This window comes from Escherichia sp. E10V5 (genome assembly GCF_004212315.1).
Classification (GTDB): Bacteria; Pseudomonadota; Gammaproteobacteria; order Enterobacterales; family Enterobacteriaceae; genus Escherichia.
Genome location: NZ_RHJM01000030.1, coordinates 72,221 through 94,491, shown reverse-complemented (window position 1 = coordinate 94,491; position 22,271 = coordinate 72,221). Strand labels below are relative to the sequence as shown.

Genomic DNA, 22,271 nt, shown 5'->3' with positions numbered 1-22,271 from the left:
CTACACTTAACCCCATGCTATTGCCATTACGCGCCGGATGAGATGCTTTGTGTCACACCCGGCGAAAGCGCCTGTGAGCGTTTTGTTCCCCTCTTTAACCAGGACTGTACCTATGACGAATCCGTTACTGACTCCCTTTGAATTGCCTCCGTTTTCTAAAATTCTCCCGGAACATGTGGTTCCAGCCGTGACTAAGGCGCTGAACGACTGCCGCGAAAATGTGGAGCGCGTAGTAGCGCAAGGGGCACCGTACACCTGGGAAAATCTCTGCCAGCCGCTGGCGGAAGTGGACGATGTGCTGGGGCGTATCTTCTCCCCGGTCAGCCACCTGAACTCGGTGAAAAATAGCCCGGAACTGCGCGAAGCCTACGAACAAACCTTGCCGCTGCTGTCAGAATACAGCACCTGGGTAGGGCAACATGAAGGGCTGTATAAAGCGTATCGCGATCTGCGCGATGGCGATAACTACGCCACGCTGAATACGGCGCAGAAGAAAGCGGTTGATAACGCACTGCGCGACTTCGAACTCTCTGGCATCGGTCTGCCGAAAGAGAAACAGCAGCGTTACGGCGAAATTGCTACCCGTCTTTCCGAGCTGGGCAACCAGTACAGCAACAACGTCCTTGATGCGACGATGGGCTGGACCAAACTCGTTACCGACGAAGCTGAGCTGGCGGGTATGCCAGAAAGCGCACTGGCTGCGGCAAAAGCCCAGGCCGAAGCGAAAGAACTGGAAGGCTACCTGCTGACGCTGGATATCCCAAGCTACCTGCCGGTAATGACCTACTGCGACAACCAGGCCTTGCGTGAAGAGATGTATCGCGCTTACAGCACCCGCGCCTCCGATCAAGGGCCGAATGCCGGTAAGTGGGATAACAGCAAGGTGATGGAAGAGATCCTCGCGCTGCGTCACGAACTGGCGCAACTGCTGGGCTTTGAAAACTACGCCTTTAAATCCCTCGCCACTAAAATGGCAGAAAACCCGCAGCAGGTTCTGGATTTCTTAACCGATCTGGCAAAACGCGCGCGTCCGCAGGGCGAAAAAGAGCTGGCGCAGCTGCGCGCCTTCGCCAAAGCCGAATTTGGCGTCGATGAGTTGCAGCCGTGGGATATCGCTTACTACAGCGAAAAACAAAAACAGCATCTTTACAGCATCAGTGACGAACAGCTGCGTCCGTACTTCCCGGAAAACAAAGCGGTTAACGGCTTGTTTGAAGTGGTGAAACGTATTTACGGAATCACCGCTAAAGAGCGTAAAGATGTTGATGTCTGGCATCCGGATGTACGTTTCTTCGAACTGTATGACGAAAACAACGAACTGCGCGGTAGCTTCTACCTCGACCTGTATGCCCGTGAGAACAAGCGCGGCGGGGCGTGGATGGATGACTGCGTAGGCCAGATGCGTAAAGCAGACGGTTCGCTGCAAAAACCGGTCGCGTATTTGACCTGTAACTTCAACCGCCCGGTAAATGGCAAACCGGCGCTGTTTACCCACGACGAAGTGATCACCCTGTTCCACGAGTTCGGTCACGGCCTGCATCATATGCTGACCCGCATCGAAACTGCTGGTGTTTCCGGGATCAGCGGGGTGCCGTGGGATGCGGTCGAACTGCCGAGCCAGTTTATGGAAAACTGGTGCTGGGAGCCGGAGGCGCTGGCGTTTATCTCCGGTCACTATGAAACCGGCGAACCGCTGCCGAAGGAGTTGCTGGATAAAATGCTGGCAGCGAAAAACTACCAGGCGGCGCTGTTTATTCTGCGTCAGCTGGAGTTCGGCCTGTTCGATTTCCGCCTCCATGCAGAGTTCCGCCCGGATCAGGGAGCGAAAATCCTCGAAACTCTGGCAGAAATCAAGAAACTGGTTGCCGTGGTACCGTCTCCGTCATGGGGCCGTTTCCCGCACGCTTTCAGCCATATTTTCGCCGGTGGTTATGCGGCAGGCTACTACAGCTACCTGTGGGCCGATGTGCTGGCAGCAGATGCCTTCTCGCGTTTTGAGGAAGAGGGCATTTTCAACCGTGAAACCGGGCAGTCGTTCCTCGACAATATTCTGAGCCGTGGTGGTTCAGAAGAGCCGATGGATCTGTTCAAACGTTTCCGTGGTCGTGAACCGCAACTGGATGCGATGCTGGAGCATTACGGCATTAAGGGCTGATCATTCAGTGAAAATCTGCTTAATTGATGAAACGGGCGCCGGAGACGGCGCCTTATCTGTTCTGGCGGCCCGCTGGGGGCTGGAACATGATGAAGACAACCTGATGGCGCTGGTGTTAACGCCGGAGCATCTGGAACTGCGCAAGCGCGATGAGCCAAAGCTTGGCGGCATTTACGTTGATTTTGTTGGCGGAGCGATGGCGCACCGCCGCAAATTCGGCGGTGGTCGCGGTGAGGCGGTGGCGAAAGCGGTGGGCATTAAAGGCGATTATCTGCCGGATGTCGTCGATGCTACCGCAGGGCTGGGGCGCGATGCCTTTGTGCTGGCTTCGGTCGGCTGCCGCGTACGGATGCTGGAGCGTAATCCAGTGGTTGCTGCATTGCTCGACGATGGCCTGGCGCGTGGTTATGCGGATGCGGAGATCGGCGGCTGGTTGCAGGAGCGTTTGCAGTTAATTCACGCCTCCAGCCTGACGGCGCTGACCGATATTACCCCGCGCCCGCAGGTGGTCTATCTCGACCCGATGTTCCCGCATAAGCAGAAAAGCGCGCTGGTGAAAAAAGAGATGCGCGTGTTTCAGTCGCTGGTGGGGCCGGATCTCGACGCCGATGGGTTGCTGGATCCTGCGCGGCTGCTGGCGACCAAACGTGTGGTGGTAAAGCGCCCGGACTACGCGCCGCCGCTGGCGAATGTCGCCACGCCAAACGCGGTTGTCACCAAAGGGCATCGCTTTGATATTTATGCGGGTACACCGGCATAAAAGTAAAACAGGGTAGCGTTATCGCTACCCTGTTTTCTTCCAAAATAATCAATGGCTTTCCGGCGTCTCAATCATGCGTTTCAGCCACGGCACCATCAACAGCATCACTACTGCAACGGCCAGTGTAACCAGACCAATCTTACCAAACACGTTGGTATAGACAGGCAGCGTCTCAAGCGGGTCGGTAATGTTGTCTGGTACTGCGGTAAATGTTGCCACATAGCCGCCCAGCAAGAACGCGGCAGCCTGCGTAAGGAACCACATCCCGAGAATAAAGCCCATCAAATGTTGTGGCACCAGAGCAGCAATCATTGCCAGGCCCAGGGCGCTAATAAGCAGTTCACCTAAGCTCTGGAATAAGTAAACCAGCACGATAAACCATGGCGATGTCAGCCCCTGGGCATCCGCAAACCACATTCCCGCTGCGGCGGCTGTCAAAAAGCCTAGCGAGCACATAAACATACCGAGAGTAAATTTCATCGGCATGGAGAGGTCTTTGCCTTTGTTACCCAGATGCGTGTAAATGCCTGCCAGAACTGGGCTGGCGAGCACCACCCAGAACGGGTTAAGCGCCTGGAAGCTCACCGGGTTGATGGAAAAACCGAGAATTTCATGATGCACGTTGTTGATAGCAAAGAAGTTCAGCGACGTTGGCATCTGGGCGTAGAGGATGTAAAACACTACCGCTTCAAGCATCAGCACAAAGGCGACAAACATCTTATTGCGCCCGGTTTTATCCAGCTTGAATGCCTGACGGAAGAAGATAATGGTCACGACGATAGAGAGAACAATCAGTACCAGATTGGCGACTTCCACGTTGTGCATCAGCCATGCGCAAACGAAAATCATCACCACGCTGCCCATCAGCACGTACAACAATTTGCTGAAGTTCATCGGTCGGAAATCTGGTTCAGAACCAATATCTTTCACCATTCCGCGACAGGCGATGTAAACCAGTAGCGCGACAATCAATCCTGCTCCGCATAAGTTATAGGTGACGGAATAGCCAAATCTGTCAGCGATAACCGGTGCTAGCGACAGCGCAATCAACGAGCCGATATTGATCGACATATAGAACAGGGTGAAAGCGCCATCGAGACGAGGATCTTTCGGTGGATAGCACTTCGAAAGCAGGCTTGCCGGGTTGGCTTTAAACAGGCCGTTGCCGACGGCGATTGTTCCCAGCGCGATGAATATCAGGTCTGGCTTGAGTAGCGACATCCCGGTCATGAAGTAGCCCATCGCCAGAACAATTGCCCCAAGGACAATGGTGCGTTTAGTTCCTAACAGATGGTCGCCAACATAACCACCGATCGAGATAAGGCCATAGACCAGCGCAGCGAAGGCACCAAAGGTGACAAAAGCCTGTTCTTGTGAGAAACCGAGCTGTTTAACGAAGAAAACGGCCAGGACGCCTTGCACGCCGTAGTAACCGAATCGCTCCCATAGTTCGACAAAAAAGATCATGAAGAATGGGCGAGGTTGTTGCAGCATCCCAGTGGGTGTTGTTGTATTCATAATTTTTAGCCTTTCAATACCATCATGAAAAGTATGAACGCGTAAGTGATTGCGCGCGAAAGAGTTTACACATGTCTAAAATTCTTAATATTGATGCAATGAATGCATTAATGCACTATCTCAGCAAAAAATAACCAGCTAATCATGCTGATTGTTTGAGTTATTATGGCGTTAAACGCTTTTTTTTGGTGGGGTAAATTTGAATTATTCGATGCGTAGTTGAAGTTTCTGACCGCAGATGAATACCGGCTTGATTGAGCGACCTCGTGTTTGTACCCGCACGTCGCATTCGGGTACAACACAAAAAGCAGAACGCCCGCATAAGCGGGCGTCCAGGAGCAAGTGGGGGAGATATTATTCTTCTTCGTCGCGCAGCGGAACAATCAGCATATCAACGTGAACGGTGTTGATCAGCTGACGCGCGGAAGACATCAGTTTGCTCCAGAAGTCCTGGTGGTGACCACAAACAACCAGGTCCATGTCGTATTTCTTGATCGCATCAACCAGAACCTGACCCAAATCGCCGCTGCCGCTAAGGGTTTCAGTAATTGGGTAGCCTGCGTTGGTGGAGAGTTCGGTCAATGCATGATGAGTCTCTTCGGAAATGCGTTTCTGCATGTCACCCAGATTTACATCAATAAGTCCGGTGTATAGGTCAGAGTAGTTTACATCTACGTGGATCAGAGAAACTTTCGCATTGTAGGGGCGAGCCATAGAGACTGCTTTCTCTACCAGAACTTTGCTTTCCGGGGAGAGATCGACCGCGATGAGAATGTGTTTATAAGCCATAGTGTTACTCCTTCCATAAAGTTGTCGATGACTGGCCAGCTTGCGTTTCTTGTGCCGTTACGTCACCCGCGTCCTGCGAACTACGTGCGCGGGGCTAACCCAGCCGTAAAGATTCAGTGAAAAGACCATCCTTACCTTATAGCGACCTGGATGATCCGTCAATCCGCCTTGCTTACCAATCAGATAATCAAATTTTCTACATGAATGTATTGATAGTGGTTAACCTTATGGAAAAAAAACAACCTGATCTCCTACACTATCTATAGAGCCGCTCGGATGTTTGTCATCACAAAAGCGGTTTCTCCAGGACCTGGTGTTAACTGATTGGCAGCGTATCGGGAGCGGTAGCCCCGGAGGGGAACTCCGCGGGCAGGTCGCCGGGGAGGGGGTATGATAAGCACCGTCGCATTATTTTGGGCTTTATGTGTCGTTTGCATTGTTAACATGGCGCGCTATTTCTCATCACTACGCGCGTTGTTAGTGGTACTGCGTAATTGCGATCCATTGCTCTATCAATATGTTGATGGAGGGGGCTTTTTTACCTCACATGGCCAACCCAACAAACAGGTGCGTCTCGTTTGGTATATCTATGCTCAACGTTATCGCGATCATCACGATGATGAGTTTATCCGTCGCTGCGAGCGCGTGCGTCGTCAGTTTATTCTGACCAGCGCATTGTGTGGCCTGGTGGTGGTAAGCCTGATTGCGTTGGTGATTTGGCATTAAGCGCCACGGTAATAACGCATAAAAAAAGCGGGCCAGTAAACTGACCCGCTCGAGACTGATTACAAACGCAAAATTGCCTGATGCGCTACGCTTATCAGGCCTACATAATCTCTGCAATCTCTTGAATTTGCATGTTTTTGTAGGCCGGATAAGGCGTTCACGCCGCATCCGGCATGAACAAAGCGCACTGTGTCAACAATCTGAAGCGGGCCAGTAAACTGACCCGCTCGTTTTTATGCGTGCGATTACAGGAACTGCAAGGAGATCCAGTACAGCGCACCGGAGAGCAGAACTGCAGCCGGGAGGGTAAACACCCAGGCCATCAGAATGCTGGTCACGGTTTTACGCTGTAAGCCGCCGCCGTCAACCACCATTGTCCCCGCTACGGAAGAGGAGAGTACGTGAGTGGTGGAAACCGGCATCCCGGTATAACTCGCCAGACCGATAGACACCGCTGCCGTCATCTGAGCAGACATACCCTGAGCGTAGGTCATGCCTTTCTTACCGATTTTCTCACCGATAGTGGTCGCCACACGACGCCAGCCAATCATCGTACCGATACCTAACGCCAGCGCGACCGCCATGATGATCCACACCGGAGCATACTCGATGGTGCTCAGCATATCGGACTTCAGTTTCTTCAACAGACGCTGATCATCCGCAGTGACGCCAGGCATTTTCACCACTTTGTCGATAGTGTCAGAAACGCACAGCATAATGCGGCGCATCTGGCTACGTTGGTCAAGCGACAGCTTGTCGTAGCTTTCCACATCGGCGGTCAGCATGCCTTTCAGGCGGTTTAGCGCGTTAATGGTATTCGACGGATGGCAATGGAACTCCGCAGGTTGTGTTGCGCCTGCTTCCGGAGCCGGTACTAACTGATCGGCACCGGTCGCCTGCTTAAGCAGTGCAGGATGCTGCTCAAAGTAAGCTTCCACATTGTTGATGGCATCACGGGTACGGGTGATTTCGTAGCCAGTGGCATTCATATTCACCACGAAGCCCGCTGGTGCGACGCCAATTAGAACCAACATAACCAGACCAATGCCTTTCTGACCATCGTTCGCGCCGTGAGAAAACGCCACGCCGATAGCGGAAAGGATCAGCGCGATACGCGTCCAGAACGGCGGCTTTTTCTTGCCGTCTTTCTTTTCACGTTCCGCTGGGGTCAGGTGGATACGGGCGCGTTTCTTGGTGCCGCTCCAGTAGCGACGCAGCAAGAAAATCAGACCGCCAGCAAACACCAGGCCGACAATAGGGGAAACGATCAGAGATGCGAAAATACTTAATACTTTCGGGATATTGAGTGCATCCACCACTGACGTACCGGACATCAACGCATTGGTTAAACCAATACCGATGATCGCGCCAATCAGCGTATGGGAGCTGGATGCAGGTAAACCAAAGTACCAGGTACCAAGGTTCCAGATAATTGCTGCCAGCAACATAGAGAACACCATGGCAAGACCATGGGACGATCCCATATTAAGCAGCAGATCCGTCGGCAGCATATGCACAATGGCATAGGCAACACTAAGACCACCCAGCAAAACACCCAGGAAGTTGAACACTGCCGCCATAACCACAGCGAGCTGAGAACGCATCGCGCGGGTATAGATGACAGTTGCCACGGCGTTGGCTGTGTCATGGAAACCATTGATGGCTTCGTAGAACAGCACAAAAGCCAGTGCAAGCAATAATAACAGCCCGGTATGCAAATCCAGGCCAGCAAACAAATGTAGCATAGGACGTTACGCCATTTTGAGGACATGAACGCGGCGCATTATCAGTGACTTTCGCGGCGCGGGCAAAGTGAAATATAGATTTTTTTGATTTGCCTCCTGTATGAATTTCGCTCAAAAAATAATTATCTTATATAATTCAGACAAATACTTCCCCTAAGTAATATTGATGCTGGTGCGACCACTGAGGAATCTTTACAATTCACGCCCGTTTTTTCTAAGAGGAACGCAACGTGGAAAAGTTTGATGCCATTATTATAGGCGCTGGCGCGGCGGGTATGTTCTGTTCTGCGCTGGCAGGTCAGGCAGGGCGCAGAGTTTTGCTGATCGATAATGGCAAAAAACCGGGGCGCAAAATCCTCATGTCTGGTGGTGGGCGCTGTAACTTCACCAACCTTTATGTCGAACCAGGTGCCTATCTGAGCCAGAATCCGCATTTTTGTAAGTCTGCGCTTGCCCGATTTACCCAGTGGGATTTCATTGATCTGGTCAATAAACACGGCATCGCCTGGCACGAGAAAACGTTAGGGCAACTCTTCTGTGATGACTCCGCTCAACAGATTGTCGACATGCTGGTGGATGAGTGCGAGAAGGGCAATGTGACCTTCAGATTACGTAGCGAAGTGTTGAGCGTGACGAAGGATGACGCGGGATTCACGCTTGAACTGAACGGCATGACCGTAGGCTGCGATAAACTGGTCATTGCGACCGGAGGCCTCTCGATGCCGGGGCTGGGCGCGTCGCCGTTTGGTTATAAGATTGCCGAACAATTCGGGCTGAACGTGTTGCCGACGCGCGCAGGCCTGGTGCCATTCACCCTGCATAAACCGTTGCTGGAGGAGTTACAGGTGCTGGCGGGCGTGGCGGTGCCTTCTGTGATAACCGCTGAAAACGGCACCGTGTTCCGTGAAAACTTACTCTTCACCCACCGCGGCTTGTCTGGCCCTGCGGTATTGCAGATATCCAGCTACTGGCAACCGGGTGAATTTGTCAGCATCAATCTGCTACCGGATGTCGACCTGGACGCTTTTCTTAATGAACAGCGTAACGCGCATCCAAATCAGAGCCTGAAAAACACGCTGGCGGTTCATCTGCCGAAACGGTTGGTTGAGCGTTTACAACAACTTGGGCAGATCCCGGACGTTTCGTTAAAACAGCTCAACGTGCGTGACCAACAGGCGCTCATTGCCACATTGACCGACTGGCGCGTACAACCTAACGGCACTGAAGGCTATCGCACCGCCGAAGTGACGCTCGGCGGCGTGGACACCAATGAACTCTCATCACGGACGATGGAAGCGCGTAAAGTTCCGGGCTTGTACTTTATCGGCGAAGTGATGGACGTTACCGGCTGGCTAGGGGGCTATAACTTCCAGTGGGCGTGGTCGAGTGCGTGGGCTTGTGCGCAGGATTTGGCGGCAGAATAAGAGGCAAAATGCCCCCCCCTCGTTTTCGCGGTGTAACCAGGGGGGATTACCTGAACAAAGTCCAGATAAGACGCTCGGCGCCTTATCTGAAGCCTTTTCTATTATTTTTTCGCAGACCCTGCTTCTAATATAGAAACGATGGAAAACAGTGTAAAACACACTGCACCTAAGCCAACCAAAACTCGCGAAGGAATAAAATAAGCCATATCGGTTTGCGCAATTTCAGCAAGGAACGCTGCGAGGAACAGGCAAAACAGACAGGTAAATACCGGAATCATGGGTATTCTGTTGGCTAACGAACAGGTGCGTCGCCATACCAGCGCCAACAACCACACTTTGGAGAAAATACTGTAGCAAATCATTCCCAGACAAATAAGAATAATGCCGGGTGCCAGTCTGGCACTTTCATCAGAACTGACTAAAACGTAGATCCCCTGAATAACCGTCAGTGAGCCAAGTAAAATAACCCAATAGCACCACAGCCAATGCTCTTTCATTGAGAACGTATTCCGCGTTTGATGGACAATAGTGGCGACAAGACCAATAAGACAAGCGCAAATTGCCGTTAACCCCAGCAGTACGTGACCAGCAACATAATGTGGTGTGATATTTGCACTACGTAACAGCGCGACTGACCAAATGAAACCAAAGAGAGTAAGCAGAACGGGAACGGCAATTAAGCCATTACCGATTGTTGAAGAATAAGCCTGCAACGGCGTACCATCACTCTTACTGCCCGAGGCGTTTTTGGGAATTAGCAGAAAATGCCCGGAAGACGCCGCCACGGTTGATACGCAGGCAGCAATCATCCCAACACCGAAAATAACATGCCCGGCAACAAATTCATCGGCCATGACATTATCACTTGCCAGCAGCAACCATCCCCAAATCATAGTTGCGACAGACCCAGCGTAACCAATAACAGGAAAAAGTGTGCTGTAGAGCTTATTCACACCATGCGTTAACTGCGAAATAATAATAAATGCAGTAGTGAATAACGCCAGACATATTGCAGAAAGCGAAATAAGTACATGTCCCGCCACAAAATACTCACTTTGCCCGGAACCTGCTAATACAAAATCACCCAATGCAATACATATTATCCCCATAATTAAAGGGATTAATTTAAATAGCCATCCGATATATATATTCATTTTAAACTCCATGTGTACTTTCTGCTAATATAAGAAAGTGTATCAGTAGTATTTTTAGTCAGTTAAATATAACAATGAGATACCACCAAATGTAACAAGTAACTTTACTATAGCCGGATTTATTGCCCGGAGTGTTAAGTTTTAGATGTGAGTTAATGCTGATAAATAAATATTTATCCTAAGGTAAATTCCGAGTTAATATTTTTATCTTATACTCTAAATAATTCGAGTTGCAGGAAGGCGACAAGCGAGTGAATCCCCAGGAGCTTACATGAGTAAGTGACTGGGGTGAGCGAACGCAGACGCAGCACATGCAACTTGAAGTATGACGAGTATATTTTTATTTTGTTGCTTTAAACGACCTTGTTCGAGACTGCTTTATTTAATACATAAGCCTTTATCATCTTTTTAAAAAATTATTTCGCTTTCGGTAAATATTTGCACCTCGGCGATAATAACGCTATGTGATAGTCATCGGGTTTTCTGTTACGGAAACCTACGCAGTAGTACCTGAGAACCTGTGCAGAAGATTTTTGGTTAAAAACGCTATCGGACAGAAGAACATCGCGATGTATCACAAGCTGATGGTAATCAAATAGACAACATGAATATAACTGTTAGTATTTAATTGATTTCACTTATGAGTATGCGTGTTTCATTTACGGCCAGGAATGCTGATGATGACAACATTACTACCCGTTTTCACCAGACCTTCCCCGTTGGCGCTCAGTTTGCTGCGCCCTGGCCGCCTTTGCCGTTTCCTTCTTATCCCGGATGGAATAATTCGCTGAACGTCGTTCGGTGGCAGTTGTAACACGCGTCGATTGCTTACAGGGATTATGGCGGGTCGATTATGGATAATATTAAGCGCCATCTGGCGTGGTGGGTTGTCGGGTTACTGGCGGTGGCTGCTATCGTGGCGTGGTGGCTGTTGCGTCCGGCAGGTGTGCCGGAAGGCTTTGCCGTCAGCAATGGGCGCATTGAAGCGACGGAAGTGGATATCGCCAGCAAAATTGCCGGGCGTATCGACACCATTCTGGTGAAAGAAGGCCAGTTTGTTCGCAAAGGCGAAGTGCTGGCGAAGATGGATACTCGTGTGTTGCAGGAACAGCGACTGGAGGCCATCGCGCAAATCAAAGAGGCGCAAAGTGCCGTTGCCGCCGCGCAGGCTTTGCTGGAACAGCGGCAAAGTGAAACTCGTGCCGCACAGTCGCTGGTTAATCAACGCCAGGCTGAACTGGACTCCGTAGCCAAACGTCATACCCGTTCCCGCTCGCTCGCCCATCGTGGGGCTATTTCTGCGCAACAGCTGGATGACGACCGCGCCGCTGCCGAAGGCGCCCGTGCTGCGCTGGAATCGGCAAAAGCCCAGGTTTCGGCTTCTAAAGCCGCTATAGAGGCGGCACGCACCAATATCATTCAGGCGCAAACGCGCGTCGAAGCGGCACAAGCCACTGAGCGGCGCATTGCCGCAGATATCGATGACAGCGAACTGAAAGCCCCGCGTGACGGACGCGTGCAGTATCGGGTTGCCGAGCCAGGCGAAGTGCTGGCGGCAGGTGGTCGGGTGCTGAATATGGTCGATTTGAGCGACGTCTACATGACCTTCTTCCTGCCAACCGAACAGGCGGGCACGCTGAAACTTGGCGGTGAAGCACGGCTGATCCTCGATGCCGCGCCAGATCTGCGTATTCCTGCGACCATCAGCTTTGTCGCCAGCGTCGCCCAGTTCACGCCAAAAACCGTCGAAACCAGCGATGAACGGCTGAAACTGATGTTTCGCGTCAAAGCGCGTATCCCACCGGAATTACTCCAGCAGCATCTGGAATATGTCAAAACGGGCTTGCCGGGCGTGGCGTGGGTGCGGGTGAATGAAGAACTTCCGTGGCCTGAAGACCTGGTGGCGAGGTTGCCGCAATGACGCATCTGGAACTGGTTCCCGTCCCGCCTGTCGCGCAACTGGCGGGCGTGAGCCAGCATTATGGAAAAACCGTTGCGCTGAACAATATCACACTCGATATTCCGGCCCGCTGCATGGTTGGGCTGATTGGCCCGGACGGCGTCGGTAAGTCGAGTTTATTGTCGTTGATTTCCGGTGCCCGCGTCATTGAGCAGGGCAACGTGATGGTGCTGGGCGGCGATATGCACGACCCGAAGCATCGCCGCGACGTCTGCCCGCGCATCGCCTGGATGCCGCAAGGGCTGGGCAAAAACCTCTACCACACCTTGTCGGTGTATGAAAACGTCGATTTTTTCGCCCGCTTGTTCGGGCACGACAAAGCGGAGCGGGAAGTGCGAATTAATGAGCTGCTGACCAGCACCGGGTTAGCACCGTTTCGCGATCGTCCGGCGGGAAAACTCTCCGGCGGGATGAAGCAAAAACTTGGGCTGTGCTGTGCGTTAATCCACGACCCGGAATTGTTGATTCTTGATGAGCCAACAACGGGGGTTGACCCGCTCTCCCGCGCCCAGTTCTGGGATCTGATCGACAGCATTCGCCAGCGGCAGAGCAATATGAGCGTGCTGGTTGCCACCGCCTATATGGAAGAGGCCGAACGCTTCGACTGGCTGGTAGCGATGAATGCCGGAGAAGTGCTGGCAACTGGCAGCGCTGAAGAGCTGCGGCAGCAAACGCAAAGCGCCACGCTGGAAGAAGCATTTATAAATCTGTTACCGCAAGCACAACGCCAGGCGCATCAGGCGGTAGTGATCCCACCGTATCAACCGGAAAACGCAGAGATTGCCATCGAAGCGCGCGAGCTGACCATGCGTTTTGGTTCCTTCGTTGCCGTTGATCACGTCAATTTCCGCATTCCACGCGGGGAGATTTTTGGTTTTCTTGGTTCGAACGGCTGTGGTAAATCCACCACCATGAAAATGCTTACCGGACTGCTGCCCGCCAGCGAAGGTGAGGCGTGGCTGTTCGGGCAACCGGTTGATCCAAAAGATATCGATACTCGCCGTCGGGTGGGCTATATGTCGCAGGCGTTTTCGCTCTATAACGAGCTCACCGTGCGGCAAAACCTGGAGTTACATGCCCGTTTGTTTCATATCCCGGAAGCGGAAATTCCCGCGCGAGTGGCTGAAATGAGCGAGCGTTTTAAGCTCAACGACGTTGAAGATGTTCTGCCGGAGTCATTGCCGCTCGGCATTCGCCAGCGGCTTTCGCTGGCGGTGGCGGTGATTCATCGCCCGGAGATGTTAATCCTCGATGAGCCTACTTCTGGTGTCGATCCGGTGGCAAGGGATATGTTCTGGCAGTTGATGGTGGATCTCTCGCGTCAGGACAAAGTGACCATTTTCATCTCCACCCACTTTATGAACGAAGCGGAACGCTGCGACCGTATCTCACTGATGCACGCCGGAAAAGTGCTCGCCAGCGGTACACCGCAGGAGCTGGTTGAGAAACGCGGAGCTGCCAGTCTGGAAGAGGCTTTTATCGCCTATTTGCAGGAAGCGGCAGGGCAGAGCAACGAAGCCGAAGCGCCGCCCGTGATACACGATGCTACACTCGCGCCGCGTCAGGGATTTAGCCTGCGCCGTCTGTTTAGCTACAGCCGCCGTGAAGCACTGGAATTGCGTCGCGATCCGGTACGTTCGACGCTTGCGCTGATGGGAACGGTGATCCTGATGCTGATAATGGGTTACGGCATCAGTATGGATGTGGAAAACCTGCGCTTTGCGGTGCTCGACCGCGACCAGACCGTCAGTAGCCAGGCGTGGACGCTCAATCTCTCCGGTTCCCGTTACTTTATCGAACAGCCGCCGCTCACCAGTTATGACGAGCTTGATCGCCGGATGCGTGCGGGCGATATCACGGTGGCAATTGAGATCCCTCCCAATTTCGGGCGCGATATCGCGCGTGGTACGCCTGTGGAACTCGGTGTCTGGATCGACGGTGCGATGCCGAGCCGCGCCGAAACGGTAAAAGGCTACGTGCAGGCCATGCACCAGAGCTGGCTACAGGATGTGGCGAGCCGACAATCCGCGCCCGCCAGCCAAAGCGGGCTGATGAATATTGAGACGCGCTATCGCTATAACCCGGATGTAAAAAGCCTGCCAGCGATTGTTCCGGCGGTGATCCCGCTTCTGCTGATGATGATCCCGTCAATGCTAAGCGCCCTTAGCGTGGTGCGGGAAAAAGAGCTGGGGTCGATTATCAACCTTTACGTGACCCCTACCACCCGTAGCGAATTTTTGCTTGGCAAACAGCTGCCGTACATCGCGCTGGGGATGCTGAACTTTTTCCTGCTCTGCGGCCTGTCGGTGTTTGTGTTTGGCGTACCGCATAAAGGCAGTTTCCTGACGCTCACCCTGGCGGCACTGCTGTATATCATCATCGCCACCGGAATGGGGCTGCTGATCTCTACCTTTATGAAAAGCCAGATTGCCGCCATTTTCGGTACGGCGATTATCACGTTGATTCCGGCGACGCAGTTTTCCGGGATGATTGATCCGGTAGCTTCGCTGGAAGGTCCAGGACGTTGGATCGGCGAGGTTTACCCGACCAGTCATTTTCTGACTATCGCCCGCGGGACGTTCTCGAAGGCGCTGGATCTGACTGATTTGTGGCAACTTTTTATCCCGTTGCTGATAGCCATCCCGCTGGTGATGGGCTTAAGCATCCTGCTGCTGAAAAAACAGGAGGGATGATGCGCCATTTACGCAATATTTTTAATCTTGGTATCAAAGAGTTACGCAGTCTGCTCGGTGATAAAGCGATGCTGACGTTGATTGTTTTCTCGTTTACGGTGTCGGTGTATTCGTCAGCGACCGTCACGCCAGGATCGTTGAACCTCGCGCCGATCGCTATTGCCGATATGGATCAATCGCAGTTATCGAACCGGATCGTTAACAGCTTCTATCGCCCGTGGTTTTTGCCACCGGAGATGATCACCGCCGATGAGATGGATGCCGGACTGGACGCCGGACGCTATACCTTCGCGATAAATATTCCGCCTAATTTTCAGCGTGATCTCCTCGCCGGACGCCAGCCGGATATTCAGGTGAACGTCGATGCCACGCGCATGAGCCAGGCATTCACTGGCAACGGGTATATCCAGAATATTATCAATGGTGAAGTGAACAGCTTTGTCGCGCGCTACCGTGATAACAGCGAACCGTTGGTATCGCTGGAAACCCGGATGCGCTTTAACCCGAACCTCGATCCTGCGTGGTTTGGCGGGGTGATGGCGATCATCAACAACATTACCATGTTGGCGATTGTGCTGACCGGATCGGCGCTGATCCGCGAGCGTGAACACGGCACGGTGGAACATTTACTGGTGATGCCGATAACGCCGTTTGAGATCATGATGGCAAAGGTCTGGTCGATGGGGCTGGTGGTGCTGGTGGTATCGGGATTATCGCTGGTGCTGATGGTGAAAGGCGTGCTGGGCGTACCGATTGAAGGCTCGATCCCGCTGTTTATGCTGGGCGTGGCGCTCAGTCTGTTTGCCACCACGTCAATCGGCATTTTTATGGGGACGATAGCGCGTTCAATGCCGCAACTGGGGTTGCTGGTGATTCTGGTGCTGCTGCCGCTGCAAATGCTTTCTGGTGGCTCCACGCCGCGCGAAAGTATGCCGCAGATGGTGCAGGACATTATGTTGACCATGCCGACGACACACTTTGTCAGCCTTGCGCAGGCCATACTCTACCGGGGTGCCGGATTCGAAATCGTCTGGCCGCAGTTCCTGACGCTGATGGCAATTGGCGGCGCGTTTTTCACCATCGCGCTGCTGCGATTCAGGAAGACGATTGGAACAATGGCGTAAGGAAGGGAAACTTGACTTCATACTGTGATGTCATACTATTGATGTCATAAAGTGAAGTCATAAGGACATGCCATGAGAACCCAGGTACAGGCTTTACGGAAGAAACAAAAAAACACATTGGATCAAATATTTAAATCTCCTGTTCCTCAAGGGATCAAGTGGTCTGATATAGAGTCACTGGTTAAAGCATTAGGCGGAGAAATTAAGGAAGGAAGAGGTTCGCGTTGTAAGTTCATACTAAATATGAGCGTTGCGTGTTTCCATCGGCCTCATCCGTCGCCAGATACCGATAAAGGCGCTGTAGAAAGCGTGCGTGACTGGTTACTAAGTATAGGGGTAAAACCATGATCAAACTGAAGACGCCAAACTCTATGGAGATTGCCGGGCAACCTGCTGTTATTACCTACGTGCCAGAACTAAATGCATTTCGTGGCAAATTCCTGGGCTTGTCAGGTTATTGTGATTTTGTCTCTGACAGCATTCAGGGGCTGCAAAAAGAAGGGGAGCTTTCCCTGCGAGAGTATCTTGAGGATTGTAAAGCTGCGGGTATTGAGCCGTATGCGCGTACAGAAAAGATTAAAACCTTTACGTTACGCTATCCAGAATCGCTGAGTGAACGCCTTAATAATGCGGCTGCGCAGCAACAAGTCTCTGTTAATACTTATATTATTGAAACGCTGAATGAGCGTTTGAATCATTTATAAATTTTAGCGGCGTACATTACGCAGAATATCTGCCTTTACAGGAGCTATCTATGCAACTGAACTTAATTATATAAATTAAGTTCAGTTAATATCTTTTCTTTCCTCGTTTTAGAAATAACTCAATCTTCCTTCGGCAAGCACTGCAAATGCCCGTGCCGCACGCCGCGTTGGGCGATAACGTCATCGGCAAAATGCTGCACGTCGCCCATGTCACCTTTCAGCACGGCAATTTCCAGACAGTCGTCGTGATTAATGTGCACATGCAGCGTGGCGACCGAGAGATCGTGGTGGTGATGCTGCGTGGAGACAATACGGCTGGCTAAGTCGCGTTTTTCGTGTTCATACACATACGACAGCACCGCGAAACCTTGTGTGCCGTGCTGCTGGGTAGCTTCCTGCGCCAGGGCGCTGCGCAGAATATCGCGGATAGCTTCGGAACGGTTGTTATAACCACGACGCTGGCTCAGGCTGTCCAGCGTCTCCAGTAAATCGTCATCAAGCGTGATGGTGACTCGTTGCATTTGCGTTAAACCTTTTCTGTGGCGCGACGGCGCACGGGGAATGCGGGTAATACCGCGTTTTGTAGCACACGTCCGGCGTCAGAGGAAAAGGTTAATTTATCTCCCACCGCCTGGGTTTCGACGATTTTTCCGTTGTCCATCACCATCACCCGCTGACAGAAGCGTTCTACAAGACGTAAGTCGTGGGTGATGAACAGGCAGGCGGTGCCAAACTGTTGTTGTAGCTTTTTCAGCAGGCGAATGACGCCCGCCTGTAACACGAGATCAAGGTTAGAAACGGCTTCATCCAGAATCAGCAGTTTCGGTTCGACCACCAGCGCGCGCGCAAGGCAGACACGCTGGAGCTGGCCGCCGCTTAACTGCGGTGGGCGTTTGTCGAGCACGCTGTCGTCAAGATCGACCGCCTTCAGCATTTCGCTGGCGCGCGCCAGTTGTTCGGATTTTTTCAGCGATAGCAGGTGGCGCATCGGTTCACGCAGGATCTCGCGCACGGTTTTGCGCGGATTTACGGCGCTGATGGAGTCCTGAAACACCATCTGAATATCGCGGCGAAACGCTTTACGTTGCGCGCGATTAAGTTTCGTCAGCGGTTCGCCACGCCAGCTAATATTTCCCTGTGAGGGCGATTCTAAGCCTACCAGCAGCCGCGCGAGGGTACTTTTTCCGCAGCCACTGCGCCCTAACAGAGCGACGGTTTCACCGCTTTTCAGGGTCAGGGAAACGTTATTCAGCACTGCCTGATGCTGGTGCTTACCGCTAAATCCACCGTGCGCATAGTGATGGGAAAGGTCGCAGACGTTAAGTAAAGTCATGATGCCAGCTCCATACCATAAAGGGCGAGATGAGCGGAAACCAGGCTGCGCGTCACCGCATGTTTGGGGGCGTTAAACAGCGTTTCTACATCACCCTGTTCGACAATCTTACCGTGCGACATCACCGCCACGTCATCCGCCAGACGCGCCACCACGCCCATATCATGGGTGACCAGCAGCATTCCCGGCGCTTGTTTTTGCATAATGCTTTCCAGCAGATCGAGGATGCGCGCCTGCGCCACCACGTCAAGGTCGGTGGTGGGTTCATCAGCGATGATAAAAGGTGATTCACACAGCACCGCCATCGCAATCATCATGCGCTGCAACATACCGCCGCTCATCTCGAACGGGTACAGCTTCAATACGCGCGCGGCGTTTTCCAGCCCCACCGCTTCTATGGCAGCGGTAAGCGTGGCGTCATCGGCGGGTTTCCCCAGCGCCAGGCAGGTTTCCCGCGCGTGGGTCTGCATGGTGTGTAGCGGATTAAAGGCGCTGCGCGGGTTCTGCATGATGGTGGCAATTTTGATGCCGCGCAGGGCGCAGGGAGAAACCGGTTTGCCATCGGCTAAAATTTCCCCCGCCGTCTGGCGAACGCCAGCGGGCAGAATGCCCAGCGTCGCGGCGCAGGTCAGTGATTTTCCGCTGCCGCTACCGCCGACTAACGCCAGCACACGCCCGCGTTGCAGGGTTAACGATACGCCGTGCACCAGCGGCTGCGCGGCCTGTAGCGCGATATCGCGCAGTTCAATCTGTTGCGGCATTAGTGTGCGTGCTCCGTCACCAGATGAGGGTCCAGATGATCGCGCAGTGCGTCACCCACCAGGTTAAAGGCCATCACGCTGATAAACAGCGCCAGCCCCGGCCAGAACATTTGCAGCGGCTGGGTCCAGATATACTGGCGCGCGTCGTTAATCATCACGCCCCATTCGGCGGTCGGCGCGGTCACGCCGAGGCCGAGGAAGGACATACCCGCGACGTGCAGCATCATATGGCCGATATCCAGCGTTGCCAGCACCAGCAGCGAGGGGATCACCGCACCTGCCAGATGATCAACAAACACCCGCACATGGCCCGCACCAGAAAGCCGTGACGCCAGCACAAACTCGCGCTGGCGCAGTGAAATCACCAGGCTGCGCACCATGCGTGCATACCACGCCCAGTGCGACAGGGCGATGGCGATAATTACGTTGGTCAGCCCGGTGCCGAGCACGCCAACCATAAAGAACGACAGAATCGAGGTCGGGAAGGTCATAAACATATCCGCGACGCGCATGGTGGCCTGATCAACGCGTCCGCCAATCAGTCCGGCGCTGCCGCCAATAACCAGCCCTAATGTCAGCACCAGCAGCAGGCAGGCCATTACTGAACCGAGCGACACGCGGGTCGCCGCCATCAGCCGCGAGAAAATATCGCGCCCTAAGTGATCGGTCCCCAGCCAGTGCTGCGCATCCGGCGAAAGCAGGCGCGAAGGCAGATCAATCGCCTGCGGGTCATAGGGCAGCCACCACTGACTGGTGAGCGCAATCAGCGCCAGCAGGGCGATAATGATCAGCGCCAGGCGAACCGACCAGCGGGAAGAGAGGAAAAAGTTCACGCGTGCGCTCCTTCATGACGACGAATGCGCGGGTCCAGCGCGGCGTTGAGCAAATCGACAATCAAATTACAGACCACAAAGACCACCACCATCATCAGCGTAAAGCACTGAATGACCGGATAGTCACGGTTAAAAATCGCCGACACCGCATAGCGCCCGACGCCCGGCCAGGCAAAGATGTTTTCGATAATCATCGTCCCGCCGATCAGTTCGCCGATGTGCATCCCCACGGCGGTGATCATCGGCAGCGAGGCATTGCGCAGAATATGGCGGCGTTCGGTCTGTTTGTCGTTCAGACCGCGCAGCCGCGCCCAGGTCACATGACGCTGACCGGCAACGTCCAGCATACTGGCGCGCAGCAGCCGCGCGTTAATCGCCAGCGACATAAAGGCGATGGAAACCGCAGGCAAAATGATGTGCTGCCAGCCGCCGTAGCCCATCGCAGGTAGCCATTGCAGATACACCGAAAACGCCATCACCAGTAAAAACGCCAGCCAGAAGTTGGGCATCGACACGCCGAGAAACGCGATAAAACGTACGGCGAAATCCGGCAGACGGTCGCGATGGCGCGCCGCCCAGATACCGAGTGGCACTGAGGTAAGCAGAATTAACACCAGCGCCGCGCCCGCCAGTTCCAGCGTGGCGGGCAGGAAGTTCAGCATATCGTCCAGCACCGGGCGTTGGCTGGCGAATGAGATACCAAAGTCAAGATGCAGTGCTTTCCACAACCAGGTGCCGTACTGGACGTACAGCGGCTGATCCAGCCCCAGCATGGTGCGGGTAGAGGCCAGCATTTCCGGTGTCGGCGGCAGGTTAGACAGACGCAGATAATCGAGCGCCGGGTCGCCGGTGCCGAGGCGCAGCATCAGAAAAATGATCACCGAGGCGGCGAGCACCATCGGGATCAGCAGCAGAAAGCGGCGTAATACGTAACGCAACATTAAGGTTTCACCGGTTTAATCTGTTCGAACGGAATTTCGGTGGCGATCGGCGCGTAGGGGATGTTACCCAGCTCCGGTTTTGATACCACCATCATTGAGATGTAACTGATAGGCAGATAAACCGCCTCGTCATGCAGACGGGTCAGAATGTCGCGATACAGCGTCTGACGTTGCGTTTCGTCATGGGTCGCCAGCACTTCGCCGATCTCTTTATCAATCAGCGGTTTGTCGGCTAATCCTTGCTGTGCCTGGAAGTCAGCATGCGACGGTACGCGCATTGAACTCAGGAAGGCGTGTGGATCGTATGGCGCGCCCCAGGTGCGGTGGAAAATCATGCCAAAACGACCGTCGCGCTGACGAGCATAGATACTGCTCTCTTCTTCGCCAATCAGCGAGACATCTGCGCCAATCAGGCGCATATCAGCCTGAATGATTTCCGCCATCGATTTGCTTAACGCATCGGTACCGATGAACGACAGTTCAATGCGCAGCGGCTGACCGTTTTTCTCGCGGATGTCTTTGCCCGCAGGTAGCGTCCAGCCTGCTTTTTCCAGCAACTCTTTCGCTTTCTGCGGATCGTACTGGCGCGGTTTCAGGTCGAGGTTGGCGTAGGGTACAGAAGGGGCAAACAGAGTGTCTGCGACCTGCTGGGTGCCATACAACGCGTTATCAATCAGCGATTTTTTGTTTACCGCGTAATTGAGAGCTTCACGTACTGCCAGCTCGTTGGTGGGGGCTTTGGCGGTATTAAGTGCCAGCATCACGGTTTCGATCGGCTGTGACAGTTGGGTATGGTAAGCCGGATTCTGGCTAAAGCGGGCGAAGGTATCGAGCGGTAATAACCCTTCGTTTCCGTACAGCAGGTCGATATCGCCAGTTTCAAACGCTACCGCGCGGGTAGTCGGGTCCGGGATCACGTTAAAAGTGATCTTTTTAATCGCCGGCTTTTCGCCCCAGTAGTTTTCGTTTCGGACGAAGACATCGTACTGATTCAGTTTCGATTCCTGCAAAACCCACGGCCCGGTGCCAATCGGCGCTTTAATCCCGTTCATGGTTTCATGGTTTTTAAACTGCGAGGGGGCGATAAAGCGGAAAGGGCGGGGCAGGGCCAGTTCTTGCAGGAAAGGATAGTAGGCGCTTTTCAGGGTGATTTGCAGCTCGTTTTTACTGAGTGCTTTGACATCAACAATCTGGTTTGCCAGCTCCAGCCAGGCGTGACGTTGACGGTTATCGAGCACTGCGCGGAAGTTTTCTGCCGCCGCCTCTGCATCAAACGGTTCGCCGTTAGAGAATTTCACGCCATCACGCAGAGTGAAGGTCCAGGTTTTGCCATCTTCCGAATGGGTCCAGCTTGTTGCCAGCCACGGGATCACCGAACCGTCTGCCTGATATTTCACCAGCGGTTCATAAACCATGCTCTGGGCGAACATCTGGTTAGGCGTGTAAAGATGCGGGTTTAGTGGCCCGACATTCACCGGCCAGGCGGTGGTGATTTCATCTGGCGCGGCGGCATGAACGATAAAAGACGCACAAGCCAGCAGCGCAAATAGAGTGCGGCGGAGTGTGGAGAGCATGGTAACCCCAATGGATTAAAATAGATGGCGGAAATCAGTATGACGATTTTAAGTATTCGTCATACTGATTACCTGTT

The 22,271-nt window shown here is 53.2% G+C and carries 20 protein-coding genes and 1 pseudogene; 10 read left to right on the top strand and 11 right to left on the bottom strand.

Annotated features, from left to right (window positions below; genetic code table 11):
• Positions 1 to 112 precede the first annotated feature (112 nt).
• On the top strand, positions 113 to 2,155 hold the full coding sequence (gene prlC / locus D9738_RS19985; RefSeq protein ID WP_115423870.1) for an oligopeptidase A: 2,043 nt from the start codon (positions 113 to 115) through the stop codon (positions 2,153 to 2,155).
• A gap of 7 nt (positions 2,156 to 2,162) precedes the next feature.
• Positions 2,163 to 2,915 (top strand): 16S rRNA (guanine(1516)-N(2))-methyltransferase RsmJ, encoded by a 753-nt coding sequence (gene rsmJ / locus D9738_RS19980; protein ID WP_130260988.1) that lies wholly within the window; start codon positions 2,163 to 2,165, stop codon positions 2,913 to 2,915.
• Between the two features lie 48 nt (positions 2,916 to 2,963).
• Here the strand turns inward: rsmJ and dtpB are convergent, their stop codons facing one another.
• Both dtpB and uspA read right to left on the bottom strand, forming a co-directional pair.
• The gene (gene dtpB / locus D9738_RS19975) at positions 2,964 to 4,433 is read right to left on the bottom strand and encodes a dipeptide/tripeptide permease DtpB (protein ID WP_130209158.1); all 1,470 of its coding nucleotides are present in this window, start codon (positions 4,431 to 4,433) and stop codon (positions 2,964 to 2,966) included.
• Between the two features lie 354 nt (positions 4,434 to 4,787).
• Positions 4,788 to 5,222, bottom strand: coding sequence for a universal stress protein UspA (gene uspA / locus D9738_RS19970; protein ID WP_000323571.1), 435 nt, complete (start codon positions 5,220 to 5,222; stop codon positions 4,788 to 4,790).
• Positions 5,223 to 5,612: 390 nt separating this feature from the next.
• Between uspA and uspB the strand changes: the two genes are divergently transcribed.
• Positions 5,613 to 5,948: a universal stress protein UspB gene (uspB, locus tag D9738_RS19965; RefSeq protein WP_124038640.1), complete on the top strand. Its 336-nt coding sequence runs from the start codon at positions 5,613 to 5,615 to the stop codon at positions 5,946 to 5,948.
• Between the two features lie 74 nt (positions 5,949 to 6,022).
• Here the strand turns inward: uspB and D9738_RS25475 are convergent.
• Positions 6,023 to 6,121: pseudogene (locus D9738_RS25475) on the bottom strand (hypothetical protein); the annotation flags it as partial.
• Between the two features lie 72 nt (positions 6,122 to 6,193).
• Positions 6,194 to 7,693: an inorganic phosphate transporter PitA gene (gene pitA, locus D9738_RS19960; protein WP_130209156.1), complete on the bottom strand. Its 1,500-nt coding sequence runs from the start codon at positions 7,691 to 7,693 to the stop codon at positions 6,194 to 6,196.
• Between the two features lie 230 nt (positions 7,694 to 7,923).
• Here pitA and D9738_RS19955 point away from each other — a divergent pair, with 230 nt between their 5' ends.
• Positions 7,924 to 9,117, top strand: coding sequence for an NAD(P)/FAD-dependent oxidoreductase (locus tag D9738_RS19955; protein ID WP_130260987.1), 1,194 nt, complete (start codon positions 7,924 to 7,926; stop codon positions 9,115 to 9,117).
• A 101-nt stretch (positions 9,118 to 9,218) separates the two neighbouring features.
• Here D9738_RS19955 and D9738_RS19950 read toward each other — a convergent pair whose 3' ends face one another.
• Positions 9,219 to 10,271: a DUF2776 family protein gene (locus D9738_RS19950; RefSeq protein WP_130209150.1), complete on the bottom strand. Its 1,053-nt coding sequence runs from the start codon at positions 10,269 to 10,271 to the stop codon at positions 9,219 to 9,221.
• Between the two features lie 677 nt (positions 10,272 to 10,948).
• On the opposite strand from D9738_RS19950, the gene D9738_RS25260 reads away from it, so the two are divergent.
• The 6 genes from D9738_RS25260 (at position 10,949) to D9738_RS19925 (ending at position 16,752) form a co-directional block, all read left to right on the top strand.
• Complete coding sequence (locus D9738_RS25260) at positions 10,949 to 11,062, top strand: hypothetical protein (protein ID WP_214251098.1); 114 nt, start codon at positions 10,949 to 10,951, stop codon at positions 11,060 to 11,062.
• 62 nt (positions 11,063 to 11,124) lie between these two features.
• Positions 11,125 to 12,192: an HlyD family secretion protein gene (locus D9738_RS19945; protein WP_130260986.1), complete on the top strand. Its 1,068-nt coding sequence runs from the start codon at positions 11,125 to 11,127 to the stop codon at positions 12,190 to 12,192.
• Complete coding sequence (gene rbbA, locus D9738_RS19940; protein ID WP_130260985.1) at positions 12,189 to 14,924, top strand: ribosome-associated ATPase/putative transporter RbbA; 2,736 nt, start codon at positions 12,189 to 12,191, stop codon at positions 14,922 to 14,924. Before D9738_RS19945 ends, rbbA begins: the two co-directional genes overlap by 4 nt.
• On the top strand, positions 14,924 to 16,048 hold the full coding sequence (locus tag D9738_RS19935; RefSeq protein ID WP_130261000.1) for an ABC transporter permease: 1,125 nt from the start codon (positions 14,924 to 14,926) through the stop codon (positions 16,046 to 16,048). The genes rbbA and D9738_RS19935 overlap by 1 nt, the downstream gene beginning before the upstream one ends.
• Before the next feature lie 72 nt (positions 16,049 to 16,120).
• Complete coding sequence (locus D9738_RS19930) at positions 16,121 to 16,396, top strand: type II toxin-antitoxin system HicA family toxin (protein WP_001260301.1); 276 nt, start codon at positions 16,121 to 16,123, stop codon at positions 16,394 to 16,396.
• Positions 16,393 to 16,752, top strand: coding sequence for a type II toxin-antitoxin system HicB family antitoxin (locus D9738_RS19925; protein WP_000593555.1), 360 nt, complete (start codon positions 16,393 to 16,395; stop codon positions 16,750 to 16,752). Before D9738_RS19930 ends, D9738_RS19925 begins: the two co-directional genes overlap by 4 nt.
• Positions 16,753 to 16,871: 119 nt before the next feature.
• Here D9738_RS19925 and nikR read toward each other — a convergent pair whose 3' ends face one another.
• Genes nikR through nikA form a run of 6 tightly spaced genes read right to left on the bottom strand, consistent with a single transcriptional unit; the run spans position 16,872 to position 22,194 of the window.
• Positions 16,872 to 17,273, bottom strand: a complete 402-nt coding sequence (gene nikR / locus D9738_RS19920) for a nickel-responsive transcriptional regulator NikR (RefSeq protein ID WP_001190062.1) — start codon at positions 17,271 to 17,273, stop codon at positions 16,872 to 16,874.
• Between the two features lie 5 nt (positions 17,274 to 17,278).
• A complete protein-coding gene (gene nikE / locus D9738_RS19915; protein WP_130260984.1) occupies positions 17,279 to 18,085 on the bottom strand; it encodes a nickel import ATP-binding protein NikE in 807 nt (268 codons plus the stop codon).
• Positions 18,082 to 18,846: a nickel import ATP-binding protein NikD gene (gene nikD, locus D9738_RS19910; protein ID WP_130260983.1), complete on the bottom strand. Its 765-nt coding sequence runs from the start codon at positions 18,844 to 18,846 to the stop codon at positions 18,082 to 18,084. The genes nikE and nikD overlap by 4 nt, the downstream gene beginning before the upstream one ends.
• Positions 18,846 to 19,679: a nickel ABC transporter permease subunit NikC gene (gene nikC / locus D9738_RS19905; protein ID WP_001008963.1), complete on the bottom strand. Its 834-nt coding sequence runs from the start codon at positions 19,677 to 19,679 to the stop codon at positions 18,846 to 18,848. The genes nikD and nikC overlap by 1 nt, the downstream gene beginning before the upstream one ends.
• The gene (nikB, locus tag D9738_RS19900; protein WP_000947068.1) at positions 19,676 to 20,620 is read right to left on the bottom strand and encodes a nickel ABC transporter permease subunit NikB; all 945 of its coding nucleotides are present in this window, start codon (positions 20,618 to 20,620) and stop codon (positions 19,676 to 19,678) included. The genes nikC and nikB overlap by 4 nt, the downstream gene beginning before the upstream one ends.
• The gene (gene nikA / locus D9738_RS19895) at positions 20,620 to 22,194 is read right to left on the bottom strand and encodes a nickel ABC transporter substrate-binding protein (RefSeq protein ID WP_130260982.1); all 1,575 of its coding nucleotides are present in this window, start codon (positions 22,192 to 22,194) and stop codon (positions 20,620 to 20,622) included. The genes nikB and nikA overlap by 1 nt, the downstream gene beginning before the upstream one ends.
• Between the last annotated feature and the right edge of the window lie 77 nt (positions 22,195 to 22,271).

Excerpts from the sequence above, each read along its gene's own strand:
- prlC (WP_115423870.1), top strand. The coding sequence starts at position 113 with ATGACGAATCCGTTACTGACTCCCTTTGAATTGCCTCCGTTTTCTAAA.
- dtpB (WP_130209158.1), bottom strand. The coding sequence starts at position 4,433 with ATGAATACAACAACACCCACTGGGATGCTGCAACAACCTCGCCCATTC.
- uspA (WP_000323571.1), bottom strand. The coding sequence starts at position 5,222 with ATGGCTTATAAACACATTCTCATCGCGGTCGATCTCTCCCCGGAAAGC.
- uspB (WP_124038640.1), top strand. The coding sequence starts at position 5,613 with ATGATAAGCACCGTCGCATTATTTTGGGCTTTATGTGTCGTTTGCATT.
- pitA (WP_130209156.1), bottom strand. The coding sequence starts at position 7,693 with ATGCTACATTTGTTTGCTGGCCTGGATTTGCATACCGGGCTGTTATTA.
- D9738_RS19950 (WP_130209150.1), bottom strand. The coding sequence starts at position 10,271 with ATGAATATATATATCGGATGGCTATTTAAATTAATCCCTTTAATTATG.
- D9738_RS25260 (WP_214251098.1), top strand. The coding sequence starts at position 10,949 with ATGATGACAACATTACTACCCGTTTTCACCAGACCTTCCCCGTTGGCG.
- D9738_RS19945 (WP_130260986.1), top strand. The coding sequence starts at position 11,125 with ATGGATAATATTAAGCGCCATCTGGCGTGGTGGGTTGTCGGGTTACTG.
- rbbA (WP_130260985.1), top strand. The coding sequence starts at position 12,189 with ATGACGCATCTGGAACTGGTTCCCGTCCCGCCTGTCGCGCAACTGGCG.
- D9738_RS19935 (WP_130261000.1), top strand. The coding sequence starts at position 14,924 with ATGCGCCATTTACGCAATATTTTTAATCTTGGTATCAAAGAGTTACGC.
- D9738_RS19930 (WP_001260301.1), top strand. The coding sequence starts at position 16,121 with ATGAGAACCCAGGTACAGGCTTTACGGAAGAAACAAAAAAACACATTG.
- D9738_RS19925 (WP_000593555.1), top strand. The coding sequence starts at position 16,393 with ATGATCAAACTGAAGACGCCAAACTCTATGGAGATTGCCGGGCAACCT.
- nikR (WP_001190062.1), bottom strand. The coding sequence starts at position 17,273 with ATGCAACGAGTCACCATCACGCTTGATGACGATTTACTGGAGACGCTG.
- nikE (WP_130260984.1), bottom strand. The coding sequence starts at position 18,085 with ATGACTTTACTTAACGTCTGCGACCTTTCCCATCACTATGCGCACGGT.
- nikD (WP_130260983.1), bottom strand. The coding sequence starts at position 18,846 with ATGCCGCAACAGATTGAACTGCGCGATATCGCGCTACAGGCCGCGCAG.
- nikB (WP_000947068.1), bottom strand. The coding sequence starts at position 20,620 with ATGTTGCGTTACGTATTACGCCGCTTTCTGCTGCTGATCCCGATGGTG.
- nikA (WP_130260982.1), bottom strand. The coding sequence starts at position 22,194 with ATGCTCTCCACACTCCGCCGCACTCTATTTGCGCTGCTGGCTTGTGCG.